The organism is Streptomyces viridifaciens (genome assembly GCF_001888885.2).
GTDB lineage: Bacteria > Actinomycetota > Actinomycetes > Streptomycetales > Streptomycetaceae > Kitasatospora > Kitasatospora aureofaciens.
Genome location: NZ_CP090841.1, coordinates 370,244 through 394,264, shown reverse-complemented (window position 1 = coordinate 394,264; position 24,021 = coordinate 370,244). Strand labels below are relative to the sequence as shown.

Sequence of the window (24,021 nt, the reverse complement as noted above, 5' to 3'; positions counted from 1 at the left end):
CGGGGCATGGCGTTCAGGGGTGGCGGGGCCCCTGGTCCGGCGCCGGGTGGCGCAGGCGGTCGGCGAGCACCGGGCCGATGACCGCGAGCGCCTCCGCGCCGGTCATCGCGCCGTGGGTGCTCGGCACCTCGTGGATCTCCACCCGGCCGCCCACATGGGCCCGCCAGGTCTCGGGGTCAGGGGCGTCGGCCGGGCGGTCCTTGGCGGCGACGAACACCAGCGCGTCGCCGTCGTAGCCCGGCAGCGGGGCTTCCGCGGCCAGGGCGAGGTTGGCGAGGAAGACCTCGACCACCCGGGCCACCCCGGCTCCGCTCAGCCCGGTCAGCGGGCCCTCGCCGTGCCGTACCAGCTCGGCGTAGCCGGCCTCGTCGGCGGGCCAGGCGGTGATCTCGCCGGCCGGCTGGCCGAGGGAGTCGAGGATCGCGGCGAGCAGCGCCGGGTCGCGCTCGGCCCGGTCGTCGCCCGTGAACTCGGCGTACTCGTCGAGTTCGGGATAGCCGTCCAGCACCGCGAGCAGTTCGACCTGCTCGCCCTGCTGCCGCAGCAGCGCCGCCATCGCATGGGCGACCGGGCCGCCGAAGGACCAGCCGAGCAGCGCGTACGGGCCCTCCGGGCGCACCGAGCGCAGCTCGGCCAGGTAGGTGCGGGCCATCTCGGCCAGGCTTTCCGGGTGGCGCGAGAGGTCGGCCAGCCCGGGCGCCTGGAGACCGTAGATCGGCCGCTCGGCGTCCAGGTGGCGCAGCAGGCCGGTGTACACCCAGCTGATCCCGGCCGCCGGGTGCACGCAGAACAGCGGGGGGCGGGAGCCGCGGGTGCGGATCGGCAGCAGCACCGGGAAGGCCTCCTCGGCGGGGGCGCCGTCCCGGGCTCCGGCGAGCAGCTCGGCCAGCCCGGCGACGGTCGGGGCCTGGAACAGCGCCCGGACGCCGAGGTCGTCCGTGCCGGTCAGCTCGCGCATCCCGGCGACCAGCCGCCCCGCCAGCAGCGAGTGGCCGCCCAGTTCGAAGAAGTTGTCGTCGATCCCGACCCGATCCAGGCCGAGCACATCGGCGAACAGCCCGCAGAGCACCTCCTCCAGCGGGGTGCGCGGCCCCCGGCCGCCGCCCGCGCGGCCCGGTCCGGGGGCGGGCAGCGCCCGCTCGTCGAGCTTTCCGTTCGGGGTCAGCGGCAGACGCTCCAGCGGCACCAGGGCGGCGGGCAGCATGTAGTCCGGCAGTTCGGCGGCCAGGTGGGTGCGCAGGGCGTCCGGGTCGACCGGGCCGGCGGCCGGCACCAGGTAGCCGACCAGGCGCTTCTCGCCCGGGGCGTCCTCGCGGACCACCACGGCGGCGGAGGCCACCTCCGGGCGGCGGCTGAGCACCGAGCCGATCTCGCCCAGCTCGATCCGGAAGCCGCGGATCTTCACCTGGGCGTCGATCCGGCCCAGGTAGTCCAGCTCGCCGCCGGCCGTCCAGCGGGCCAGGTCGCCGGTGCGGTACATCCGGGTGCCGGGGGCGCCGTACGGGTCGGCGACGAAGCGTTCGGCGGTCAGCCCCGGGCGGCCCAGGTAGCCGCGGGCCAGGCCGGCCCCGGCGACGTACAGTTCGCCGGGTACCCCGGCGGGCACGGGGCGCAGCCGGGAGTCCAGCAGGTAGAGCCGCAGGTCCGGGATGCCCGCGCCGATCAGCGAACGGGACTGTCCGGCGGCCGTGCCGGCGTCCAGGGGGCGGTAGGAGACGTGCACGGTGGTCTCGGTGATGCCGTACATGTTGACCAGCACCGTGGCGTCCTCGGCGTGCCGCTCGTACCAGGGTGCCAGCCGGGCCAGGTCGAGCGCCTCGCCGCCGAAGACCACCCGCCGCAGGGCGAGCAGAGCGCCGAGCTCCGGCTCCTCCTGGTCGGCCTGCATCAACTGGTAGAAGGCGGAGGGGGTCTGGTTGAGGAAGGTGACCCGCTCGCGGACCAGCAGCTCCAGGAACTCCCGGGGCGAGCGGCTGGTCTCGAAGGGCACCACGACCAGGCTGCCGCCGTGCAGCAGCGCGCCCCACAGCTCCCAGACCGAGAAGTCGAAGGCGTAGGAGTGGAACAGCGTCCAGACGTCCTCCGGGCCGGGGGAGAACCAGTGGTCGGTGGCCGCGAACAGCCGGGCGACGTTGGCGTGCGGGATCACCACGCCCTTCGGGCGGCCGGTCGAGCCCGAGGTGTAGATGACGTACGCCGGGTGGTCCGGGCCGAGCGCGGGAGCGGGGGCTCCGGCGGCGGTGCGGTCCAGTTCGGCCGCGGTCTCCGGGGTGTCGAGCAGCAGCAACGGTACTGCGGAGTCGGGAAGTCGGGCGGCGGCCACGGTGGTGGTGAGCAGCAGCTCGGGCGCGGAGTCGCGCAGGGTGTAGGCGATCCGGTCGGCCGGGTAGTCCGGGTCGATCGGCACGTAGGCGCCGCCCGCCTTGAGCACCGCCAGTACGGCCACCACCAGTTCCACCGAGCGCGGCAGGGCCAGCGCCACCAGGCGCTCGGGGCCCACTCCCCGGGCGGCGAGCAACCGCGCCAGCCGGTTCGCCCGGGCGTCCAGCTCGGCGTAGCTGACCCGCTCGTCCCGGTGGACCACCGCCACGGCCTCCGGGGTGCGGGCCGCCTGGGCCGCGAACAGGGCCGGGATGGTGGTCGGTTCGACCGGGTGCGGGTGCTGCTCGGGTCGGCTCCAGTGGTCCAGGATCAGCGTCCGCTCGGCCGGCGTCAGGATCTCCGCCTCGACGACCGGGCGGGCCGGCTCGGCCACCACGGCGGCGAGCAGTCGCTCGAAGCGCCCGCCGATGGCGGCCACCGTGGCCGGGTCGAACAGCTCCCGGGCGAACTCGACCACCACGCCGATCCCGGCCGGTGCCCCGTCCGCGTCCAGCTGCTCGCTGAAGCCGAACGCCAGGTCGAACTTGGCGAGTTCGGCCGACGGGGGTTCGATGCGGGCGGGCAGGCCGGCGAACGAGGGGGTGGCCGGTTCGCCGGTGCCGAAGGTCAGCATCACCTGGAACAGCGGGTGCCGGGCCGTCGAACGGGCCGGGTTGAGCACCTCGACCAGCCGCTCGAAGGGCACGTCCTGGTGCTCGAAGGCGTCCAGGTTGGCCAGCCGCACCCGCTCCAGCAGTTCGTGGAAGCTCGGCTCGCCGGACAGGTCGGCGCGCAGGACGAGGGTGTTGACGAAGAAGCCGATCAGCTCGTCGAGCGCCTCGTCGGTGCGGCCCGCGATCGGGGTGCCGAGCGGGATGTCGGCGCCCGCGCCCAGTCGGCTCAGGGTGGCCGCGAGCGCGGCCTGCACCACCATGAACACCGAGGAGCGGCTCGTACGCGCCAACTCCGCCATCGAGGCGTGGAGTTCGGCCGGGACGCGGAACTCGACGGTGTCTCCCGCGCGGGTCGGGAGCATCGGCCGCCTGCGGTCGTACGGGAGCGTCAGCTCCTCCGGCAGCCTGGCCAGCGTCCGCTTCCAGTAGGCGAGTTGGATGTGATGGGTGCTGCCCGGATCGTCCTCGGAGCCGAGCAGTTCGCGCTGCCACAGGGCGTAGTCGGCGTACTGGACCGGCAGCGGCTGCCAGTCGGGGGCGCTGCCGGTGCGGCGGGCCCGGTAGGCGGTGTCGAGGTCGCGCAGCAGGGGAGCGACGGACCAGCCGTCGCTGACGATGTGGTGCATCAGTACCAGCAGCACGTGCTCGTCGGCCGGGAGCGAGAGCAGCCGGGCGCGGACCGGCAGATCGACGGCCAGGTCGAAGGTCTCACGGCTCGCCTCCGCGAGGGCCTCCCGCAGCTCCTCCTCGTCCGCCACCGGGTTTACGTGCAGGGCGAGTTCGGAGGTCGCGGCGATCAGCTGGTGGGGCCGGCCGTGGGTGGTCGGGAAGGTGGTGCGCAGTACCTCGTGGCGGGTGACCACGTCGTTGAGGGCCATGGCGAGGGCGGCGGTGTCCACCGCGCCGGAGAGACGGAGGGCGAAGGGGGTGTTGTACAGGGCGCTTCGGCCCTCGAACTGGTCGATGAACCAAAGCCGTTGCTGGGCGTACGAGAGCGGGACGAGCTCGGGGCGCTCCCGGGTGGTCAGCCGGGCCCGCACCGGGGTGCGGCTGTTGCCGAGGTGCTCGGCGAGGGCGGCGACCGTCGGGGCGTCGAAGAGGGTGCGGATGGGGAGTTCGGTGTCGAACGCGGTGCGGATGCGGCTGACGAGCTTGGTGGCGAGCAGGGAGTGTCCGCCGAGGTCGAAGAAGTTGCCGTCGATGCTGACGGTGGGCAGTCCGAGGGTTTCGGCGAACAGCTCGCAGAGGGCCTGTTCGGTGTCGGTGCGGGGGGCGCGCCCTTCGGGGGTGCCGGTGTGGTCGGGGGCGGGGAGGGCGCGGCGGTCGACCTTGCCGTTGGGGGTGACGGGCAGGGCGTCGAGGGTGACGATCGCCGCCGGGAGCATGTAGGCGGGCAGGCGGTCGGTGACGAAGGCGCGCAGTTCGCCGGGGGTGGCTGCGCCGGTGACGTAGGCGACGAGGCGCTTGTCGCCCGGCTGGTCCTCGCGGACCATCGCCACCGCGTGGCCGACCGCCGGGTGGGCGGCGAGCGCGGCCTCCACCTCGGCGGGCTCGATGCGGAAGCCGCGGACCTTGACCTGGTCGTCGGTGCGGCCGAGGAACTCCAGGACGCCGTCCGCGCTCCAGCGGACGATGTCGCCGGTGCGGTACATCCTCTCGCCCTTTCCGGCGAACGGGCAGGCGACGAAGCGCTCGGCGGTCAGTGCTGGCCGGCCGACGTAGCCGCGGGCCAGACCGTTGCCCGCGATGTACAGCTCGCCGGGCACCCCGGCCGGGACCGGCTGGAGGGCGTCGTCGAGCACATAGGCCCGGGTGTTGGCCAGCGGACGGCCGATCGGCACCACGGCGGGGACCTCCTCACCGGGCGACATGGTGAACGTGGTCTTGATCGCCGTGGTCTCCGTCGGCGCGTAGACCGCGACCACCTCCGTCTCCGGGCACACCCGGAACAGCTGCCGCACGGCCTCCGGGGGCACCACGTCGCCGCCCGTCCACACCTGCCGGACGGCCCGGAACGCCTCCGGGGCCTCCTCGGCCATCAGCCGCAGCAGGCCCGAGGGAGCCTGCACCAGGGTGACGGCGTGCCGGGTGATGGTCGCGGCCAGGGCGGACAGGTCGAGCTGCCCGGGGGCCGCCAGCACGATCCGCCCGCCGGTCACCAGCGGCGCCCACACCTCGGTGGTGGAGGCGTCGAAGGCGGTGGGCGAGTGGAGCAGCACGCTCTCGTGGTGGCCCTGGTGGAAGTGCCGGTTGGCCAGCAGGTCGACCACGTTGCGGTGGGTCACCGCGACGCCCTTGGGAACACCGGTCGAGCCCGAGGTGTACATCACGTAGAGGAGCTGGCCGGGGAGCGAGCGCCGGCTCGCCGGCGCGGCGGCGCGGGTTCCGGTGACGTCGAGCGGGGTCGGTCCTTCGGAGGTGAGCACCGGGTGGTCGCGGTGGGACGGGTCGACCAGGACGAGCTGCGCCCGGGCGTCGGCGAGGATGTGCCGCATCCGGTCCAGCGGGTACCGGGTGTCCAGTGGGACGTAGGTGCCGCCGGCCTTGGTGACCGCGAGGATCGCCGTCACCAGGTCGGCCGAGCGGTCCATCAGGATCGCGACCGGCTCCTCCACCGCCAGCCCGCGCTCCAGCAGGACGGCCGCCAAAGCTCCGGCCCTGGCGTCCAGTTCGGCGTAGCTCAGCCGCTCGGTGTCGGAGACCACGGCGACCGCGTCGGGGGTGGCGGCGGCCTGGGCCTCGAACAGCTCGGACAGCGTGGTGTCGGCGACCGGGACGGCGGTGTCGTTCCAGCCGGTGAGGACCAGGCTCCGTTCGGCCGGGCTGAGGATCTCGATCCCGCCGATGGGCGCGTCCGGTTCGGTGACGACGGCCTCCAGGACGCGCGGCAGGCGCTCGGTGAGGGTGGTGACGGTGGCGCGGTCGAACAGGTCCGCCGCGTACTCCACCGCCGCAGCGACCCCGAGCGGCGTGCCGTCCTCGCCGTGCCGCTCGGTGAAGTTGAAGTTCAGGTCGAAGTGCGCCAGGGACTCGCCGGCGCCCTCCAGGACTCCGCTGACCTCGCCGAGGGTGAGCACGGGCGCCGGGCCGCTGCTGACGGTCAGGACCGTCTGGAAGAGCGGGTGGCGGGCCGGGGTGCGAGTGGGGTTGAGGTGTTCGACGAGCCGCTCGAAGGGGAGGTCCTGGTGCTCGAAGGCGTCCAGGTCGGCCCGGCGGACTCGGTCGAGGAGCTCGCGGAAGGTGGGGTCGCCGGAGGTGTCGGTGCGCAGGACGAGGGTGTTGACGAAGAAGCCGACCAGGTCGTCGAGGGCTTCGTCGGTGCGTCCGGCGGTCGGCGTGCCGAGTGGGAGGTCGGTGCCTGCGCCCAGGCGGGTGTAGAGGGTGGCGACGGCGGCCTGGAGGACCATGAACAGGCTGGCGCGTCCAGCGGCGGCCAACTCGGTGAGGCGGCGGTGCAGTTCGGCGTTCAGCCGGTACTCGACCGTCCCGCCGCGATGGCTCGGGAAGGCGGGCCGCGGACGATCGTAGGGGAGCGCCAGCTCCTCCGGGAGATCGGCCAGCGCGCGGCGCCAGTGGGCGAGTTGGGCAAGCTGGACGCTGCTCGGATCGTCCTCGGCGCCGAGCAGTTCGTGCTGCCACAGGGCGTAGTCGGCGTACTGGACCGGCAGCGGCTGCCAGTCGGGGGCGCTCCCGGTGCGGCGGGCCCGGTAGGCGGTGTCGAGGTCGCGCACCAGGGGCGTGACGGACCAGCCGTCGCCCGCGATGTGGTGGAGCAGGACGACCAGGGCGTGCCGGTCGGCGCCGCCGTCCGTACCGTGGGAGACCAGCGTGACCCGGATCGGCTGGTCCTCGGCGAGGCGGAACACCTCGGCGGTGGCCTCGGCCACGGCGGCCTGCAGCTCCTGTTCGTCGGCCACCCGGTGGGTGCGCAGCACGGGCCGGCCGCTCGCGGCGATCAGCTGGTGGGGCCGGCCGTCGGTGGTGGCGAGGGTGGTGCGCAGCACCTCGTGGCGGGTGACCACGTCGTTGAGGGCCTCGGTGAGGGCGGTGATGTCGATCTCGCCGGTGAGGTGCGCGACGAAGGGGGTGTTGTAGAGGGCGCTCGGGCCCTCGAACTGGTCGATGAACCAGAGCCGTTGCTGGGCCGGGGAGAGCGGGATCCGGGCCGGCCTGGTACGCCGCTGGAGCGCCGGTCGCGCCTGGGCGGCGGGCAGCGCGCCGGACAGCTCGCCGACCGTGGGGTGGTCGAAGAGGGTGCGGATGGGGAGTTCGGTACCGAGGGTGGTGCGGATGCGGCTGGCGAGCTTGGTGGCGAGGAGTGAGTGTCCGCCGAGGTCGAAGAAGTTGTCGTCGATGCTGACGGCGGGCAGGTCCAGGGTTTCGGCGAAGAGCTCGCAGAGCGCCTGTTCGCGGGCCGTCCTGGGTGCGCGGCCTTCGGGGGCGCGGGTGTGGTCGGGGGCGGGGAGGGCGCGGCGGTCGACCTTGCCGTTGGGGGTGACGGGCAGGGCGTCGAGGACGACGACGGCGGCGGGGAGCATGTAGGTGGGGAGGCGGTCGGTGACGAAGGCGCGCAGTTCGCCGGGGGTGGCCGTGCCGGTGACGTAGGCGACCAGGCGCTTGTCGCCGGGTTGGTCCTCGCGGACCAGGGCGAGGGCCTGGCCGACGCCGGGGTGGGCGGTGAACGCCGTCTCGACCTCGGCGAGTTCGATCCGGAAGCCGCGGATCTTGACCTGGTCGTCGGTGCGGCCGAGGAACTCCAGGACGCCGTCCGCGCGCCGGCGGACGAGGTCGCCGGTGCGGTACATGCGAGTTCCGGGCTCGCCGTAGGGGCAGGCGACGAAGCGTTCGGCGGTGAGGGCGGGGCGGGCCACGTAGCCTCGGGCGAGGCCGTTGCCCGCGATGTACAGCTCGCCGGGGACGCCGACGGGGACGGGCTGGAGCGTGTCGTCCAGGACGTACGCCCGGGTGTTGGGCAGCGGCCGGCCGATCGGGACGGTGGCGGGCACCTCGGCCAGGGTGGCCATGTGGTGGTGGGTGGCGAAGGTGGTGGTCTCGGTGGGCCCGTAGCCGTCGACCACGGTCAGGCCGGGGCAGGCGGTCATGACGCGTCGGACGGCGGCGGGGGAGACGACGTCGCCGCCGGTCCACACCTCGCGGAGGCCGGTGAAGGCGCTCGGGTCCTCGGTGGCCACGACGTTGAACAGGCCGGCGGTGAGCCAGGCGGCGGTGGCCGCGCCCCGGTCGATGGTGGCGGCGAGTTCGGTGACGCCGAGGCGTCCGGCGGGGGCGATGACCAGGCTGCCGCCGGAGAGCAGGGGTGTCCAGAGTTCGTAGGTGGAGGCGTCGAAGGCGGTGGGCGAGTGGACCAGGACGCGGTCGTGGCCGCCGCCTGCGAACGTCCCGCCGAGGGCGAGGTCGACGACGGAGCGGTGGGTGACGCCGATGCCCTTGGGGGTGCCGGTGGAGCCGGAGGTGTGCATCACGTACGCCAACTGGGAGCAGTCCAAGCGCCTTTGGAGGTTGTCGGCGGTCTCGTGGCCGACCGCGAGGGTGGTGAGTCCGGCCAGGGCGGGGTGGTCGCGGTCGGTGACGGCGATGCCGGCTCCGGCGTCGGCGAGGACGGCCCGTAGCCGCTCCTCCGGCTGGGCGTCGTCCAGCGGGACGTACGTGCCACCAGCCTTGAGGACGGCCAGCAGGGCGATCACCAGGGCCGCCGAACGGTTCAGCAGCAGCGCGACCGGGGTCTCGATGCCCACGCCCGCCTCGACCAGCCGCAGCGCCAAGCCATTGGCCCGGGCGTTGAGTTCGGCGTACGTCAGTTCCTCGCCGCCGCAGACCAGCGCGACCGCCTCGGGCGTCGTGGCGGCCTGCGCCTCGAACAGCTCCGGCACCGCTCCCGACGGCAGTTCGGCGGCGGGGCCGTGCCAGCCGGAGAGCAACTGCTCCCGCTCGGACGCGCTCAGGATCTCGATGTCGCCGATGGGTGCGTCGGGATCGCCGGCAGCGGCGTCGAGGACCCGCAGCAGGCGCTCGGCGAGGGTGGTGACCGTGGCGCGGTCGAAGAGGTCGGCCGCGTACTCGATCGCTCCGGAGAGGCCCCCCGGTCCGCTCGGTTCGGTGAAGCCGAAGGAGAGGTCGAACTTGGCCACGTTTAGGTCGAATTCGATTTCGGCGCAGGGGAGGCCGCCGAAGGTGTCGGGAACCTTGGCCTGGTTCTCCAGGGCGATGAGGGTCTGGAAGAGCGGGTGGCGGGCGGGTGTGCGGGTGGGGTTGAGCTGCTCGACCAGGCGCTCGAAGGGAATGTCCTGGTGCTCGAAGGCGTCCAGGTCCGTGCGGCGGATGCGGTCGAGCAGTTCGCGGAAGCTGGGGTTGCCGGAGGTGTCGGTGCGCAGGACGAGGGTGTTGACGAAGAAGCCGACCAGGTCGTCGAGGGCTTCGTCGGTGCGTCCGGCGGTGGGGGTGCCGAACGGCAGGTCGGTGCCTGCGCCCAGACGGGTGTACAGCGCGGCCACCGCGGCCTGCAGCACCATGAACAGGCTCGCGCGGTTGTCGCTGGCCAACTCGGCGAGCCGCTGGTGCAGTTCGGCGCCGACGGTGAACTCGACCAGCTCGCCCCGGTGGCTGGGCGCGGCCGGTCGCGGCCGGTCGTAGGGCAGCGCCAGATCCTCCGGCGCGTCCGCCAAGGCCTGCTGCCAGAAGTCGAGTTGCTGTCCGATCAGGCTGTCGCGGTCGTCCTCGGCGCCGAGGATCTCGCGCTGCCAGAGGGTGTAGTCGGCGTACTGGACCGGCAGCGGCTGCCACTCGGGCGCGGAGCCCTTGCTGCGGGCCCGGTAGGCCTCGCCGAGGTCGCGGAAGAGCGGGGCGACGGACCAGCCGTCGCTGGCGATGTGGTGCATCAGTACGAGCAGCACGTGCTGTTCGGCCGACAGGGAGAACAGCTGGGCGCGGATCGGCAGTTCGACGGCCAGGTCGAAGGCGTGGCCGATGGCGCGGTCCAGCAGCGCGGTCAGCTCGGTCCCGTCGCCGACGCGGGTGACGGTCAGGCGGGGCCGGAGGCCTTCGGCGATCAGCTGGTGGGGCCGGTCGTCGGCGGTCGGGAAGAGGGTGCGCAGCACCTCGTGCCGGGTGACCACGTCGTTGAGGGCCTCGGCCAGGGCGGCGGCTTCCACCTCGCCGGTCAGCCGGATCGCGAAGGGGGTGTTGTAGAGGGCGCTCGGCCCCTCGAACTGGTCGATGAACCACAGGCGTTGCTGGGCGTACGAGAGCGGGACGAGATCCGGGCGCTCCCGCGCGGTCAGGCCGGCGCGCACCGGGGTGCGGCTCTCGCCGAGGTGCTGGGCCAGCCCCGCGATGGTGGGGCTGTCGAAGAGGGTGCGGACGGGGAGTTCGGTACCGAGGACGGTGCGGATGCGGCTGGCCAGCCGGGTGGCGAGGAGGGAGTGCCCGCCGAGGTCGAAGAAGTTGTCGTCGATGCTCGGCTCGGCCAGTCCGAGGACCTCGGCGAAGAGTTCGCACAGGGTCTGTTCCATGGCGTTGCGGGGGGCGCGGCCTGCGGAGGTGGCGGTGTAGTCGGGGGCGGGAAGGGCGCGGCGGTCGACCTTGCCGTTGGGGGTGACGGGCAGGGCGTCGAGCGCGACGACGGCGGCCGGAACCATGTAGGCGGGCAGGCGGTCGGCGACGAAGGCGCGCAGCTCGTCGAGCGGGGCCATGCCCGTGACGTAGGCGACCAGGCGCTTGTCGCCCGCCTGGTCCTGGCGGACGGTCGCGAAGGCCTGGCGGACGGCCGGGTGGGCGGCGAACGCCGCCTCCACCTCGGCGAGTTCGATCCGGAAGCCGCGGATCTTGACCTGGTCGTCCGTTCGGCCGACGAACTCCAGTTCGCCCGTGGTGGTCCAGCGGGCCAGGTCGCCCGTGCGGTACATCCGGCTTCCGGGCTCGCCGTAGGGGCAGGCGACGAAGCGTTCGGCGGTGAGGGCGGGGCGGCCCACGTAGCCTCGGGCGAGGCCGTTTCCCGCGATGTACAGCTCGCCGGGGACTCCGACGGGGACGGGCCGGAGGGTGTCGTCCAGGACGTACGTCCGGGTGTTGGGCAGGGGCCGGCCGATCGGGACGGCGCCCGCGAGCTCGGCGGCAGCGGTCACGGGGTGGCGGGTGGCAAAGGTGGTGGTCTCGGTGGGCCCATAGCCGTTCACCACCCGTAGGCCGGGGCAGGCCTCCAGGACCCGACGGACGGCGGCCGACGAGACGATGTCCCCGCCCGTCCAGACCTCCCGCAGTCCGGTGAAGGTCTGCGGGGCCTCGGTGGCCAGCACGTTGAAGAGGCCGGCGGTGAGCCAGGCGGCGGTGGCCGCGCCCCGGTCGATGGTGGCGGCGAGTTCGGTGACGCCGAGGCGTCCGGCGGGGGCGATGACCAGGCTGCCGCCGGAGAGCAGGGGTGTCCAGAGTTCGTAGGTGGAGGCGTCGAAGGCGGTGGGCGAGTGGACCAGGACGCGGTCGTGGCCGCCGCCTGCGAACGTCCCGCCGAGGGCGAGGTCGACGACGGAGCGGTGGGTGACGCCGATGCCCTTGGGGGTGCCGGTGGAGCCGGAGGTGTGCATCACGTAAGCCAACTGGCTTCGATTTATCGCGAGTTCAAGGTTGTCGGCGGTCTCGTGGCCGACCGCGAGGGTGGTGAGTCCGGCCAGGGCGGGGTGGTCGCGGTCGGTGACGGCGATGCCGGCTCCGGCGTCGGCGAGGACGGCCCGTAGCCGCTCCTCCGGCTGGGCGTCGTCCAGCGGGACGTACGTGCCACCAGCCTTGAGGACGGCCAGCAGGGCGATCACCAGGGCCGCCGAACGGTTCAGCAGCAGCGCGACCGGGGTCTCGATGCCCACGCCCGCCTCGACCAGCCGCAGCGCCAAGCCATTGGCCCGGGCGTTGAGTTCGGCGTACGTCAGTTCCTCGCCGCCGCAGACCAGCGCGACCGCCTCGGGCGTCGTGGCGGCCTGCGCCTCGAACAGCTCCGGCACCGCTCCCGACGGCAGTTCGGCGGCGGGTCCGGCCCAGCCGGTCAGCAGTTGCTCCCGCTCGGCCGGGCTCAGGATCTCGATCGTGCTGAGGGGCGCGTCCGGGTCGGCGGCGGCCGCCCGCAGCACCCGGGTCAGGCGCTGGCCCATGGTGGCGGCGGTGGCGTGGTCGAACAGGTCGGTCGCGTACTCCACGGCTCCGGTCAGGCCGTTGGCGACGCCGTCGGCGTCGTGCTGCTCGACGAAGGCGAAGGACAGGTCGAACTTGGCCAGGCGCTGGTCGAGGAGGTGCTCCCGGCAGGTGAGTCCGGCGAAGTCCGAGGGGAGGTCCTCGTCGCTGTCCAGCGTCACCATGGTCTGGAACATCGGGTGCCGGGCCGGGGTGCGGGCGGGGTTGAGCTGCTCGACGAGGCGCTCGAAGGGGATGTCCTGGTGGTCGAAGGCGTCCAGGTCGAGCTGTCGGACGCGCTCCAGCAGGCCGCGGAAGCTCGGGTCGCCGGAGGTGTCGGTGCGCAGGACGAGGGTGTTGACGAAGAAGCCGACCAGGTCGTCGAGGCCCTCGTCGGTGCGTCCGGCCACGGCCGTGCCCAGCGGGAGGTCGGTGCCCGCGCCGAGCCGGGTGTACAGCGCGGCCACCGCGGCCTGCAGCACCATGAACAGGCTGACCCGTTCCGCTGCCGCCAACTCGACCAGGTCGACGTACAGTTGGGATTCGAGGGTGAGATCGGCGGCGCCGCCGAGATGGCTGGGCGCGTTGGGGCGCGGCCGGTCGCAGGGGAGGGCCAGCACCTCGGGCGCCCCGGCCAGGACGTCCTGCCAGTAGGCGAGTTGGGTGGCGAGCACGCTCTCCGGGTCGTCCTCGGTGCCGAGCACCTCGTGCTGCCACAGGGTGTAGTCGGCGTACTGGACGGGCAGCGGCTCCCACTGCGGCTCGGCGCCGGCGCGGCGGGCCCGGTAAGCGGCGTCCAGGTCGCGGAAGAGCGGCGGGACGGACCAGGCGTCGCTGGCGATGTGGTGCATCAGCACCAGCAGTACGTGCTCCTCGGCGGAGAGCGAGAACAGCGTGCAGCGTACGGGCAGTTCGGCCGCGAGGTCGAAGACGTGCCGCACCGCCCGGTCCACCGCTGCGGTCAGCTCGCGCTCGTCGGTCACCGCCACGGTGGCCACCTCGACGGAGGTGACGGCGGGGTTGTCCGGTTCGGCGATCGACTGCCGGGGCCGGCCGTCGGTGGCCGGGAAGGTGGTGCGCAGCACCTCGTGCCGGGCGAGTACGTCCCGCAGGGCGAGGGAGAGGACGGCGGCGTCGATCTCGCCGTTCAGCCGGACGGCGAACGGAGTGTTGTAGAGCGCGCTCCGGCCTTCGAGCTGTTCGATGAACCACAGCCGTTGCTGCGCGAACGACAACGGGATCAAGGTCTGCCTCCGGCGGGTGACGTGCTGAGTGGGGACTGGGCGGTCGGGCCACCGGGGACGGCCGGTGGCGCGTGTGACCTACGACGGGCTGCCGGGCCGGCGCATCGGCCTGAGGGCGGGCCGGGCCTTGCGGGCCGCGGGCAGCGCGCCGGACAGCTCGCCGACCGTGGGGTGGTCGAAGAGGGTACGGATCGACATCTCGACGCCGAGGGCGGAGCGGATGCGGCTGACCAGCTTGGTGGCGAGCAGGGAGTGCCCGCCCAGATCGAAGAAGCCGTCGTCGATGCTGACCGTGGCCAGGCCGAGCACCTGGGCGAACAGCTCGCACAGGCGCTGTTCGCGGGCCGTCCTGGGTGCGCGGCCTTCGGGGGCGCGGGTGTGGTCGGGGGCGGGGAGGGCGCGGCGGTCGACCTTGCCGTTGGGGGTGACGGGCAGGGCGTCGAGGACGACGACGGCGGCGGGGAGCATGTAGGCGGGGAGGCGGTCGGTGACGAAGGCGCGCAGTTCGCCGGGGGTGGCCGTGCCGGTGACGTAGGCGACCAGGCGCTTGTCGCCGGGTTGGTCCTCGCGGACCAGGGCGAGGGCCTGGCCGACGCCGGGGTGGGCGGTGAACGCCGTCTCGACCTCGGCGAGTTCGATCCGGAAGCCGCGGATCTTGACCTGGTCGTCGGTGCGGCCGAGGAACTCCAGGACGCCGTCCGCGCGCCGGCGGACGAGGTCGCCGGTGCGGTACATGCGAGTTCCGGGCCCGCCGAAGGGGCAGGCGACGAAGCGCTCGGCGGTGAGGTCCGGGCGGTCGACGTAGCCCCGGGCCAGCCCGGCGCCGGCGATGTACAGCTCGCCGGGCACTCCGGCCGGAACGGGCTGCAGGGTGTCGTCGAGCACGTACGTTTGGGTGTTGGCCATCGGGCGGCCGATGGGAACGACGTCCGGCACCGACTCCGCCGAGGAGAACGGAAGTTGGGTCGCGCAGAGGGTGATCTCGGTGGGGCCGTAGAGCACCCGTACCCCGATCCCCGGGACTGCTGCCAGCACCCGGCGGACGGCGGGCGCGGAGACCACGTCCCCGCCCGTCAGCACCTCGCGCACACCTTCGAAGACGCCCGGCTCCTCCTCCGCGATCACCCGGAACAGCCCTGCGGTGACGTGCACATGGGTGAGCCGGTGGGCCCGGACCAGCCCGCGGATGGCGGCGGCGTCCAGGTCGCCCCGCGGCGCGACGACCACCTGGCCGCCGGAGAGCAGCGGCGCCCACAGCTCGTAGGTCGAGGCGTCGAAGGCGTGCGGGGCGTGGAACAGGACCCGCAGGCCGTCGGGGTGCTGCCAGCACGGGTCCGAGGCGAGCTGCACCACGTCCCGGTGGGTGATGGCGATGCCCTTGGGCTTGCCGGTGGAGCCGGAGGTGAACATCACGTAGGCGAGCTGCTCCGGGTGGGGTGCGGCGCGGTGGGCGCGCCGCCGGCGCGGGCCGTCGAACCAGCCCTCGGTGAGCGCCAGGACGGGGCAGGGGGCGTCGGTGGCCAGCGGGTGGTCCCGGTGCGCGGGGTCGACCAGGACGAGCGCCGCGCCGGTGCCGGCGGTGATCTGCCGCAGCCGCTCGGCCGGGTGCCGGTCGTCCAGCGGGACGTAGGCGCCACCGGCCTTGGTGACCGCGAGGATCGCCGTCACCAGCTCGGCGGAGCGGTCCATCAGCAGGACGACCGGGGTGTCGGCGCCGATCCCGGCCTCGGCCAGGTGGGCGGCCAGGTGCTCGGCCCGGGAGTCCAGTGCGGCGTAGCTCAGCCGGGTGTCGCCGCAGACCAGGGCGACGGCGTCGGGGGTGGCGGCGGCCCGGGCCTCGAACAGCTCGGGCAGGGTGGCGTCCGGGACGGGCACGGCGGTGTCGTTCCAGCCGGTGAGCAGCTGCTCGCGCTCGGCCGGGGCGAGGACGTCGATGCCATTGATCGGCGCGTCGGGGTCGGCCGCGACGGCGCGCAGCACCCGCAGCAGCCGCTCGGCGAGGGCGGTCCCGGTGGTGGCGTCGAACAGGTCGGTCGCGTACTCGACGGCCACCGTCAGGCCGGCCCGGGGGCTGGGGGCCTGCTCGGTGAAGCGGAAGGACAGGTCGAACTTGGCCACGTCCAGCTCGAAGGGGTGCTCCGCGCAGGCCAGTTCGCCGAAGGTGGCGGGTACCGCGGCGCGGCTCTCCAGGGCCACCAGGGTCTGGAAGAGCGGATGGCGGCCCGGGGTGCGTGTCGGGTTGAGCTGCTCGACGAGGCGCTCGAAGGGGATGTCCTGGTGGTCGAAGGCGTCCAGGTCGGTGCGGCGCACGCGCTCCAGCAGCTCGCGGAACGTGGGGTTGCCGGAGGTGTCGGTGCGCAGCAGCAGGGTGTTGACGAAGAAGCCGACCAGGTCGTCCAGGGCGGCGTCGGTGCGTCCGGCGACGGGGGTGCCGAGCGGCAGGTCGGTGCCTGCGCCGAGGCGGGTGTAGAGGGTGGCGACCGCGGCCTGCAGGACCATGAACAGACTGGCGTTCTGCATGGTTGCCAACTCGGCCAGGGCCGAGTGGAGTCCGGCGCCGACGGCGGCCTCCGCCAGTCCGCCGCGGTGGCTCGGCGTGGCCGGGCGCGGGCGGTCGTAGGGCAGTGCCAGTTCCTCGGGGGCGCCGGCCAGGGCCTGTTGCCAGTGGGCGAGTTGCCCGGTGAGCAGGGCGGTGGGCTGCTCCTGGGTGCCGAGCAGTTCGCGCTGCCAGAGGGCGTAGTCGGCGTACTGGACGGGCAGCGGCTGCCAGGCCGGTGCGGTGCCGGCGCTGCGGGCCCGGTAGGCGGTGGCGAGGTCGCGGAAGAGCGGGGCGACGGACCAGCCGTCACCGGCGATGTGGTGCATCAGCACCAGCAGCACGTGCTCGTCGTGCGGCAGGGAGAACAGCGTGCAGCGGACGGGGAGTTCGGTCGCGAGGTCGAAGACCTGCCCGCCGGCCGCGGCCAGGGCGGTGCGCAGCTCCTCCTCGGTGGCCACCGGAACGGCACGCAGCGGGAGTCGGGGTGCCTCGGTGACCAGCTGGTGGGGCTGGCCGTCGGTGGTCGGGACGAGGGTGCGCAGCACCTCGTGCCGGGCCACCACGTCCCGCACCGCCCGCTCGAGGGCGGTGATGTCGACCACGCCGGTGAGCCGGACCGCGACAGGTGTGTTGTAGAGCGCGCTCGGCCCCTCGAACTGCTCGATGAACCACAGGCGTTGCTGGGCGGGGGAGAGCGGGACGAGCGCGGGCCGGTCGGCGGGCCGCAGGGCCGGGCGGACCGGGCCGGTGCGGGGCAGCGCGGTGGTCAGGGCGGCCACGGTGGGGTGGTCGAAGAGGGTGCGGATCGGCAGCTCCGCGCCGAGCGCGGTGCGGATGCGGCTGACCAGCTTGGTGGCGAGCAGGGAGTGCCCGCCCAGGTCGAAGAAGTTGTCGTCGATGCTCACCTCGGCCAACCCGAGGACTTCGCCGAACAGTTGGCACAGCGACCGCTCCGCGTCGGTGCGCGGTGCGCGGCCCTCGCTGCCGCTGTAGTCGGGGGCGGGCAGGGCGCGGCGGTCGACCTTGCCGTTGGGGGTGACGGGCAGGGCGTCGAGGGTGACGATCGCCGCCGGGAGCATGTAGGCGGGCAGGCGGTCTGCGACGAAGGCGCGCAGTTCCTCGGGGCCGGCCGCGCCGGTGGCGTAGGCGACCAGGCGCTTGTCGCCGGGTTGGTCCTCGCGGACCAGGACGGCGACCTGGCCGACGGCCGGGTGGGCGGTGAACGCGGCCTCGACCTCGCCGAGTTCGATCCGGAAGCCGCGGACCTTGACCTGGTTGTCCGCTCGACCGACGAACTCCAGTTCGCCCGCGAGGTTCCAGCGGGCGATGTCGCCGGTGCGGTACATCCGGGCGCCGGGCTCGCCGAAGGGGCAGGCGACGAAGCGCTCGGCGGTCAGGGCCGGCCGCCCGACGTAACCCCGGGCGAGGCCGTTCCCCGCCAGGTACAGCTCCCCGGGGACGCCCACCGGCACCGGGCGCAGCCCGGCGTCCAGCACGTACGCCCGGGTGTTGGCCAGCGGGCGGCCGATCGGGACGACGCCGGGCACCTCGGCCGCGTCGGCCATGGGGTGGTGGGTGGCGAAGGTGGTGGTCTCGGTGGGCCCGTAGACGTTCACCAGCTTCAGGCCGGGGCAGCTCTCCAGCACCCGGCGCATGGCGGCGGGCGAGGCGATGTCTCCGCCCGTCCACACCTCGCGCAGCCCGGTGAAGGTCTGCGGGGCCTCGGCGGCCAGCACGTTGAAGAGGCCGACCGACATCCACGCGGCGGTCACCCCGCCCCGCCCGATGGTGTCGGCGAGCTCGGCGACCCCGAGGCGTCCGGCGGGGGCGATGACGAGCCGGCCGCCGGAGAGCAGGGGCGCCCAGAGTTCGTAGGTGGAGGCGTCGAACGCGGTGGGCGCGTGGACCGGGACGACGGCGTGGCCGCCGCCCGCGAACGTCCCGCCGAGGGCGAGGTCGACGACGGCGCGGTGGGTGATGCCGATGCCCTTGGGGGTGCCGGTCGAGCCGGAGGTGTGCATCACGTACGCCAACTGGGCGCCGTCCGAGCGACTTTCGAGGTTGTCGGCGGTCTCGTCGCCGACCGCGAGCGTGGTCAGTCCGGCCAGGGCGGGGTGGTCGCGGTCGGTGACGGCGACGGTGGCGCCCGCGTCGGCGAGGACGGCCCGCAGGCGCTCCTCGGGCTGGGCATCGTCCAGCGGGACGTACGTGCCACCGGCCTTGAGGACGGCCAGCAGCGCGATCACCAGGGCGGGGGAACGCTCCAGCAGCACCGCGACCGGTGTCTCGGTGCCGACCCCCGCCTCGACCAGCCGCAGCGCCAAGCCGTTGGCGCGGGCGTTGAGTTCGGCGTACGTCACTTCCTGGCCGCCGGAGACCAGCGCGACGGCCTCCGGTGTCGCGGCGGCCTGCGCCTCGAACAGCTCCGGCACCGCTCCCGACGGCAGCTCGGTGACGGGGCCGTGCCAGGAGGACAGCAGCTGCTCGCGCTCGTCATCGGTCAACACATCGACGGTGGCGACGAGTTCGGCCGGGTCGGCGACGATCCGGTCGAGCAGGGCGAGGAAGCGGTCCAGCAGGGCGCGTGCCTCGGCGGGGGTGAAGGCGTCCGGCTGGTGGTCCAGACGCAGCTGGAGGCCGTCGCCGGGGGTGAGGGCCAGCAGCAGCGGGTAGTGGGCGCTGTCGACGTCCTCGACCAGGGTGACGCGGGTGGCGCCGCTCGGATCCGCCTCGTCCAGGGCGGACGGGTCCGGGTAGTTGCCGTAGACCGTGACGGTGTCGAACAGGCTTCCCAGTCCGGCGAGTTGCTGAATCTCGGTGAGGCTGAGGTGCTGGTGGTCGAGCAGCGCGGACTGCTCGTGCTGCAGGCGCAGCAGCAGCTGCCCCCAGCTCTCGGCCGGGTCGAGGGTGACCCGTACCGGCACGGTGTTGATGAGCAGGCCCATCATCCGCTCCACGCCCGGCAGGTCGTGCGGCCGGCCGGAGACGGTGGTGCCGAAGAGCACGTCCTCCCGACCGGTGAGCCGGGCCAGCAGCACGCCCCAGGCGGCCTGGACGAGGGTGTTCAGGGTGACGCCGTAGCGGCGGGCGGTGCGGCCCAGCGCGTCGGTGGCCTCGGGGGTGAGGCCGGTGTGCAGGCGGAGCGGCAGCTGCGGGGTGGCGGGGGTTCGGCCCGGTGCGAGCAGGGTGGGCTCGTCCACTCCGGCGAGGGCCTCGGCCCAGGCGGTGCGGGCGGCGGCAGCGTCGCGCCGGGTGATCCAGCGCAGGTACTCGCGGTAGGGGACGGCCGGGGGCAGCGGCTGCCCGAAGTACAGGCTCCACAGTTCCTCGGCGAACAGCGGGGTGGACCAGCCGTCCAGCAGGATGTGGTGCGCGGCGGCGATCAGCCGGTGACGGCCGGGGGCCAGGGTGAGCAGGGTGTAGCGCAGCAGCGGCGGCCGGGCGAGGTCGAAGCGGCGGCCGTACTCGGCGGCGGCGATCCGGTCGGCCTCGGCCGCCGGGTCGGCGTGGGCGGTCAGGTCGAGGACGGTGAAGGGCAGTTCGACCCGGTCCGGGACGGCCTGGACGGGCGGTCCGTCGGGGCGCTGGTGGAAGCCGGCCTTGAGGTTGGGCTGGCGCAGCAGCAGCGCCTCGGCGGCGGCGCGCAGCCGCCCGGCGTCGACGGGGCCGGTCAGGTCGAAGGTGCAGACGGAGGTGTAGACGTCGGCGCCCTCGGTGTCGTACGCGGCGTGGAAGGCCATGCCCTGCTGGAGCGGGGAGGTGGGCCAGACGTCCACCAGGGCGGCGGGGGCGTGGAGTTCGCTGAGCCGGTCCAGCTCCTCCTGACCGAGGGCGACCAGCGGGAAGTCGGAGGGGGTGTGCCCGCCGGCGTCCGGCCGTTCGGCGTGCTCGGCGAGGGCGCCCAGTGCGGTGAACCACGCCTCGGCGAGCGCGCGGACCCGCTCCTCGTCGAGCAGTTCGCCGGCCCAGGACCACTGGGCGACGAGCAGCGGGCCCTGCGGGGTGTCGACGGTGGTGGCGTCCAGGCCCAGGACCCGGCCGAGAGCGAGGCCCGGGGCGGCGCCCTCGGTCATCGCCTCGGCCCCGGCGAGGACGTCCTCGGCGGTGACGCCCTCGGGCTGGAAGCGGCCCAGGTAGTTGAACTCGACCTGCGGTTCGGCGTAGCCCGCGAGCAGCTCGGCGGTGGCCGGATTGAGGTGGCGCAGCAGGCCGTAGCCGATGCCGTAGTCCGGTACGGCGCGCAGCTGCTCCTTCACCCGGCCGAGGGCGCGGCCGAGTTCGGGGCCGGCGGAGGTGACCTCGGGCCAGGGCAGCGCCCCGGGGGCCAGCCGTACGGGGTAGAGGGAGGTGAACCAGCCGGCGGTGCGGTGGAGGTCGACGCCGTCGACGATCTCCTCGCGGCCGTGGCCCTCCAGGCCGAGCAGGACCGCGCCGTCCGGCCCGGCCGGGGCCCCGCCGCGCCAGTGGCCGAGGGCGAGCGCCAGTGCGGTGAGCAGGACGTCGTTGACCTGGGCGTGGTAGGCCGCGGTGACGCGGGTGAGCAGGGCCTGGGTGGTTCGGGCGGGCAGCACGAGGCGCAGGGTGCCCTCGGTGGCGTAGGTGTCCCGGGCGGGGTCGAGGGGGCGTTCGCCGAGCAGCGGGTCCGGCGTGGCCAGGGCGGCCTGCCAGGAGGGGAGTTCGGCAGCCCGGCGGTCGGTGCGGGCCTCGGCGGTGAGCAGCTGGGCCCAGCGGCGGAAGGAGGTGGGCACCGGCGGCAGCGCCGGCTCGCGGCCCTCGCGGGCGGCGGCGAGCGCGGCGAGCAGGTCCTCCTCGACGATGCGCCAGGTGACGCCGTCCACCACCAGGTGGTGGATCACCAGCAGCAGCCGGACGGGCAGTTCCGGGCCGGCGTCGAAGCGGACGGCCTGCAGCATCCGGCCGTCCTCGGGGGAGAGGCGGTCGCGGGCGGCTCCGGTCTCGGCGCGCAGCGCCTCCGCGGTGGCCGGGCCGGTGGCGGCGCGCAGCACGGACGCGGCGGGGACGGCGCCGGGGGCGGGGACGTGCAGCGTCCAGGGGCGCTCGGCGAGCGGGGAGGTACGGGCCCGGAGCACGTCGTGGTGGTCGAGCAGGGACTGCAGTGCGGTGGCCAGTTCGGTCTGCGACGTCCCGGCGGGGAGGGTGAGCAGGGTGGACTGGTAGAAGCTCTCGACGGCGCCGTGCTGTTCGGACAGCCAGTGCACGACGGGCGTCGGCGGCACGTCGCCGAGGCCGGCCCCCTCGGGCTCGACCGCGACCGGGCCCTCCAGCGGGCGGGCGATCCGGGCCAGCGCCTCGACGCTCGGGGCGTCGAAGACCGACCGGGGGGTGAGCTGCAGTCCGGCGTGCCGGGCCCGGGAGACCAGCTGGATGGCCACGATGGAGTCGCCGCCGAGCTCGAAGAAGGACTCGGTGACGCCGACCCGGGGGATCCCCAGCACCTCGGCGAACAGCCGGGCGAGGGTGTGCTCCAGCTCCCCGGCGGGGGCCCGCCCGCCCTCCTCGGCCGCGCCGAACACCGGTGCCGGCAGGGCGAGCTTGTCGACCTTGCCGTTGGGCGTGAGCGGCAGCCGGTCGAGCACCACGACGGTGGGCACCATGTGGTCGGGCAGCCGCTCGGCGCAGTGGGCACGCAGCTCGGCCGGGTCGGCGGCGCCGACGGTGTAGCCGACCAGCCGGCGCTCGCCCGGGCGGTCCTCGCGCACCAGCACCACGGCCTGGCCCACCCCGGGGTGGGCGGAGAGGGTCTGCTCGACCTCGCCGAGCTCCACCCGGAAGCCGCGGATCTTCACCTGGTCGTCGGCCCGGCCGTGGAAGTCCAGCTGGCCGTCGGGCCGGCGGCTGCCGAGGTCGCCGGTGCGGTACATCCGTTCCCCGGGTTCGCCGAACGGGCAGGCGACGAAGCGGTCGGCGGTCAGTGCGGGGCGGCCCAGGTAGCCGCGGGCCAGGTGCGGGCCGGAGACGTACAGTTCGCCCACGGTGCCCGGCTCGACCGGGCGCAGCCGTTCGTCCAGCACGTGGACGCGCACGTCCTGGCAGGGGTGGCCGATCGGGGGCTGCTCGGCGCCGGTGAGCGGCTCGCTCATGGTGACGATGACGGTGGTTTCGGTCGGACCGTAGCTGTTGAGCATCAGGCGGTCGCGGCCGAGCCGGGCGGCCAGCTCGCGCGGGACGGCCTCGCCGCCGCCGATCAGGGTGCGCAGGCTGGGCATCGGGGCGTCCGGCAGGGTGGCGGCCATCGCGGTGGCGACGTCGGCGTGGGTGACGCCGTACCGGTCGATCAGGGCGGCCAGCGCGTCGCCGACCAGCTGGCTCTGCTCGCGGGGGAGAACGAGCGCGGCGCCGGTGGTCAGAGCCACCGCCAGGTCGGAGACGGACACGTCGAAGCTGAGCGAGGCGGCCTGGAGCACCCGGCTGCCGGGGCCGACCCCGGTGGCGGCGACCTGGGTGCCGATCATGCTGGGCAGCCCGGTGTGGGTGACGGCCACGCCCTTGGGCACGCCGGTGGAGCCGGAGGTGTAGATGACGTACGCGGTGTTCCCGGCGCTCAGCGGCCGCACCCGTTCGGCGGCGGTGAACGGGGTGCCGGGCCGGGCGGCGAGCCCGGAGAGGTGCGCGGGGGAGTCGAGCAGCAGCCGGGGGGCGCCGGTGTCGGGCAGCCGCTCGGCGGTGGCCGCGGTGGTGAGCACCAGGGCGGCGCGGGAGTCGGTGAGCATGTGGCGCAGCCGCTCGGCCGGGTAGGCCGGGTCGGCGGGCAGCCAGGCGGCGCCGGTCTTGGCCACGGCGAGGATCGCGGCGACGGCCTCGGGGGACTTCGGCAGGGCGAGCGCGACGACGTCCTCGGTGCCCAGGCCGCGGTCCGCGAGCACCCGGGCCAGCCGGTTGGCGCGGGCGTCCAGTTCGGCGTACGTGAGGGTGGTGTCGTCCGCGTACAGTGCGGGGGCCTGCGGGGTGCGGGCCACCTGGGCGTCGACCAGCCCGGTGAGGGTGGGGCGCGGATCGGGGTGGGCCGGGGCCCGGTCGGCCAGCCGGGTGGCCAGCGCGGACGGAGTGGGGGCGTCCAGCAGGAGCGGCAGCGGCACGCGGAAGCCGAGCTCGGCGCGCACCCGGGCCAGCAGCCGCACGGCGGCGGGTCGGTCACCGCCCAGCTCGAAGAAGCCCGCCGCGGGCTCGACCGAATCCCGGCCGAGCACCTCCGCGAACAGTCGACACAGCTCCTCGGCCGATGCCGGCCGCGGATCGGCTCTGTGCGTCTGCTGGTCCCCGGACATGTGCGTCTCTCCCTCGTTGCGGCTTGACCCGCGGGGCGGTCGGCCCGGTCGGCCCGTGGTGTCCGGGCGGCCGGCGGAGCGTGTGGTGGGGCGGTGCGGTGCCGGTGGGGGCGCCGGGGCGGCGCCGCGGTCAGTGGCCGGACAGGTGGGCGACCAGGCTCTTCGGCCGCAGGTCCTGCCAGTGCTGCTCGACGTAGTCGACGCAGTCCTGGCGCGCGGCCGCGCCGAAGACCCGCTGCCAGCCGTCGGGCACCGGGCTGAAGACCGGCCACAGCGAGTGCTGGCCCTCGTCGTTGACCAGGACGAGGTACTCGGCCTCGGGGTCCTCGAACGGGTTCGCCATCGTCGGTTTCCTCTCTGTTCGGAGAATTACGAGGAGGGGGGAATTGCGCCGGAGTGAGATGAACGGATCATGTCAATTTCGGTTTCACCGGATCCGCTTCGAGGCGTTCACGGCCCCCAGCCGGAGTCGTCCCCGTGCATGCCCGAGGGGCCGGCGGCGGCGGGGGACTGGTACGGTCCGGTGTGGCTCTGGAGGCCGACCACGGCAACCAGCAGAACGGCGAGAATCCCGAGCATCTTGTGAATGCGACCGGCAAGATTCGTCATGGCGAATTCCTCTTCCTGAGGCGGGCGGTGTGTGCGCTCCTCGCTGTGAATGAATCCTGCCGAGGCTCAAACTGGCGTGGAAGCTCTGGCCGTTATCGGGATCACGCAATGCGGGAACCGGAAGCGTGAACAGA

Annotated in this window: 3 protein-coding genes and 1 pseudogene; all 4 read right to left on the bottom strand. The window is 74.1% G+C overall.

All coding sequences use genetic code 11. The features are described 5' to 3' along the window. Positions 1–13: 13 nt before the first annotated feature. Positions 14–13,447 (bottom strand): annotated as a pseudogene (locus BOQ63_RS09255) (amino acid adenylation domain-containing protein); the annotation flags it as partial. Between the two features lie 84 nt (positions 13,448–13,531). After that, a complete protein-coding gene (locus tag BOQ63_RS09250; RefSeq protein WP_150475777.1) occupies positions 13,532–23,278 on the bottom strand; it encodes a non-ribosomal peptide synthetase in 9,747 nt (3,248 codons plus the stop codon). A 130-nt stretch (positions 23,279–23,408) separates the two neighbouring features. Next, the gene (locus BOQ63_RS09245) at positions 23,409–23,621 is read right to left on the bottom strand and encodes an MbtH family protein (protein WP_030280678.1); all 213 of its coding nucleotides are present in this window, start codon (positions 23,619–23,621) and stop codon (positions 23,409–23,411) included. A 107-nt stretch (positions 23,622–23,728) separates the two neighbouring features. After that, a complete protein-coding gene (locus tag BOQ63_RS09240; RefSeq protein ID WP_157846595.1) occupies positions 23,729–23,887 on the bottom strand; it encodes a hypothetical protein in 159 nt (52 codons plus the stop codon). Positions 23,888–24,021: the final 134 nt, after the last annotated feature.

Coding starts and splice junctions, on each gene's coding strand:
- BOQ63_RS09250 (WP_150475777.1), bottom strand. CDS start 23,278: ATGTCCGGGGACCAGCAGACGCACAGAGCCGATCCGCGGCCGGCATCG.
- BOQ63_RS09245 (WP_030280678.1), bottom strand. CDS start 23,621: ATGGCGAACCCGTTCGAGGACCCCGAGGCCGAGTACCTCGTCCTGGTC.
- BOQ63_RS09240 (WP_157846595.1), bottom strand. CDS start 23,887: ATGACGAATCTTGCCGGTCGCATTCACAAGATGCTCGGGATTCTCGCC.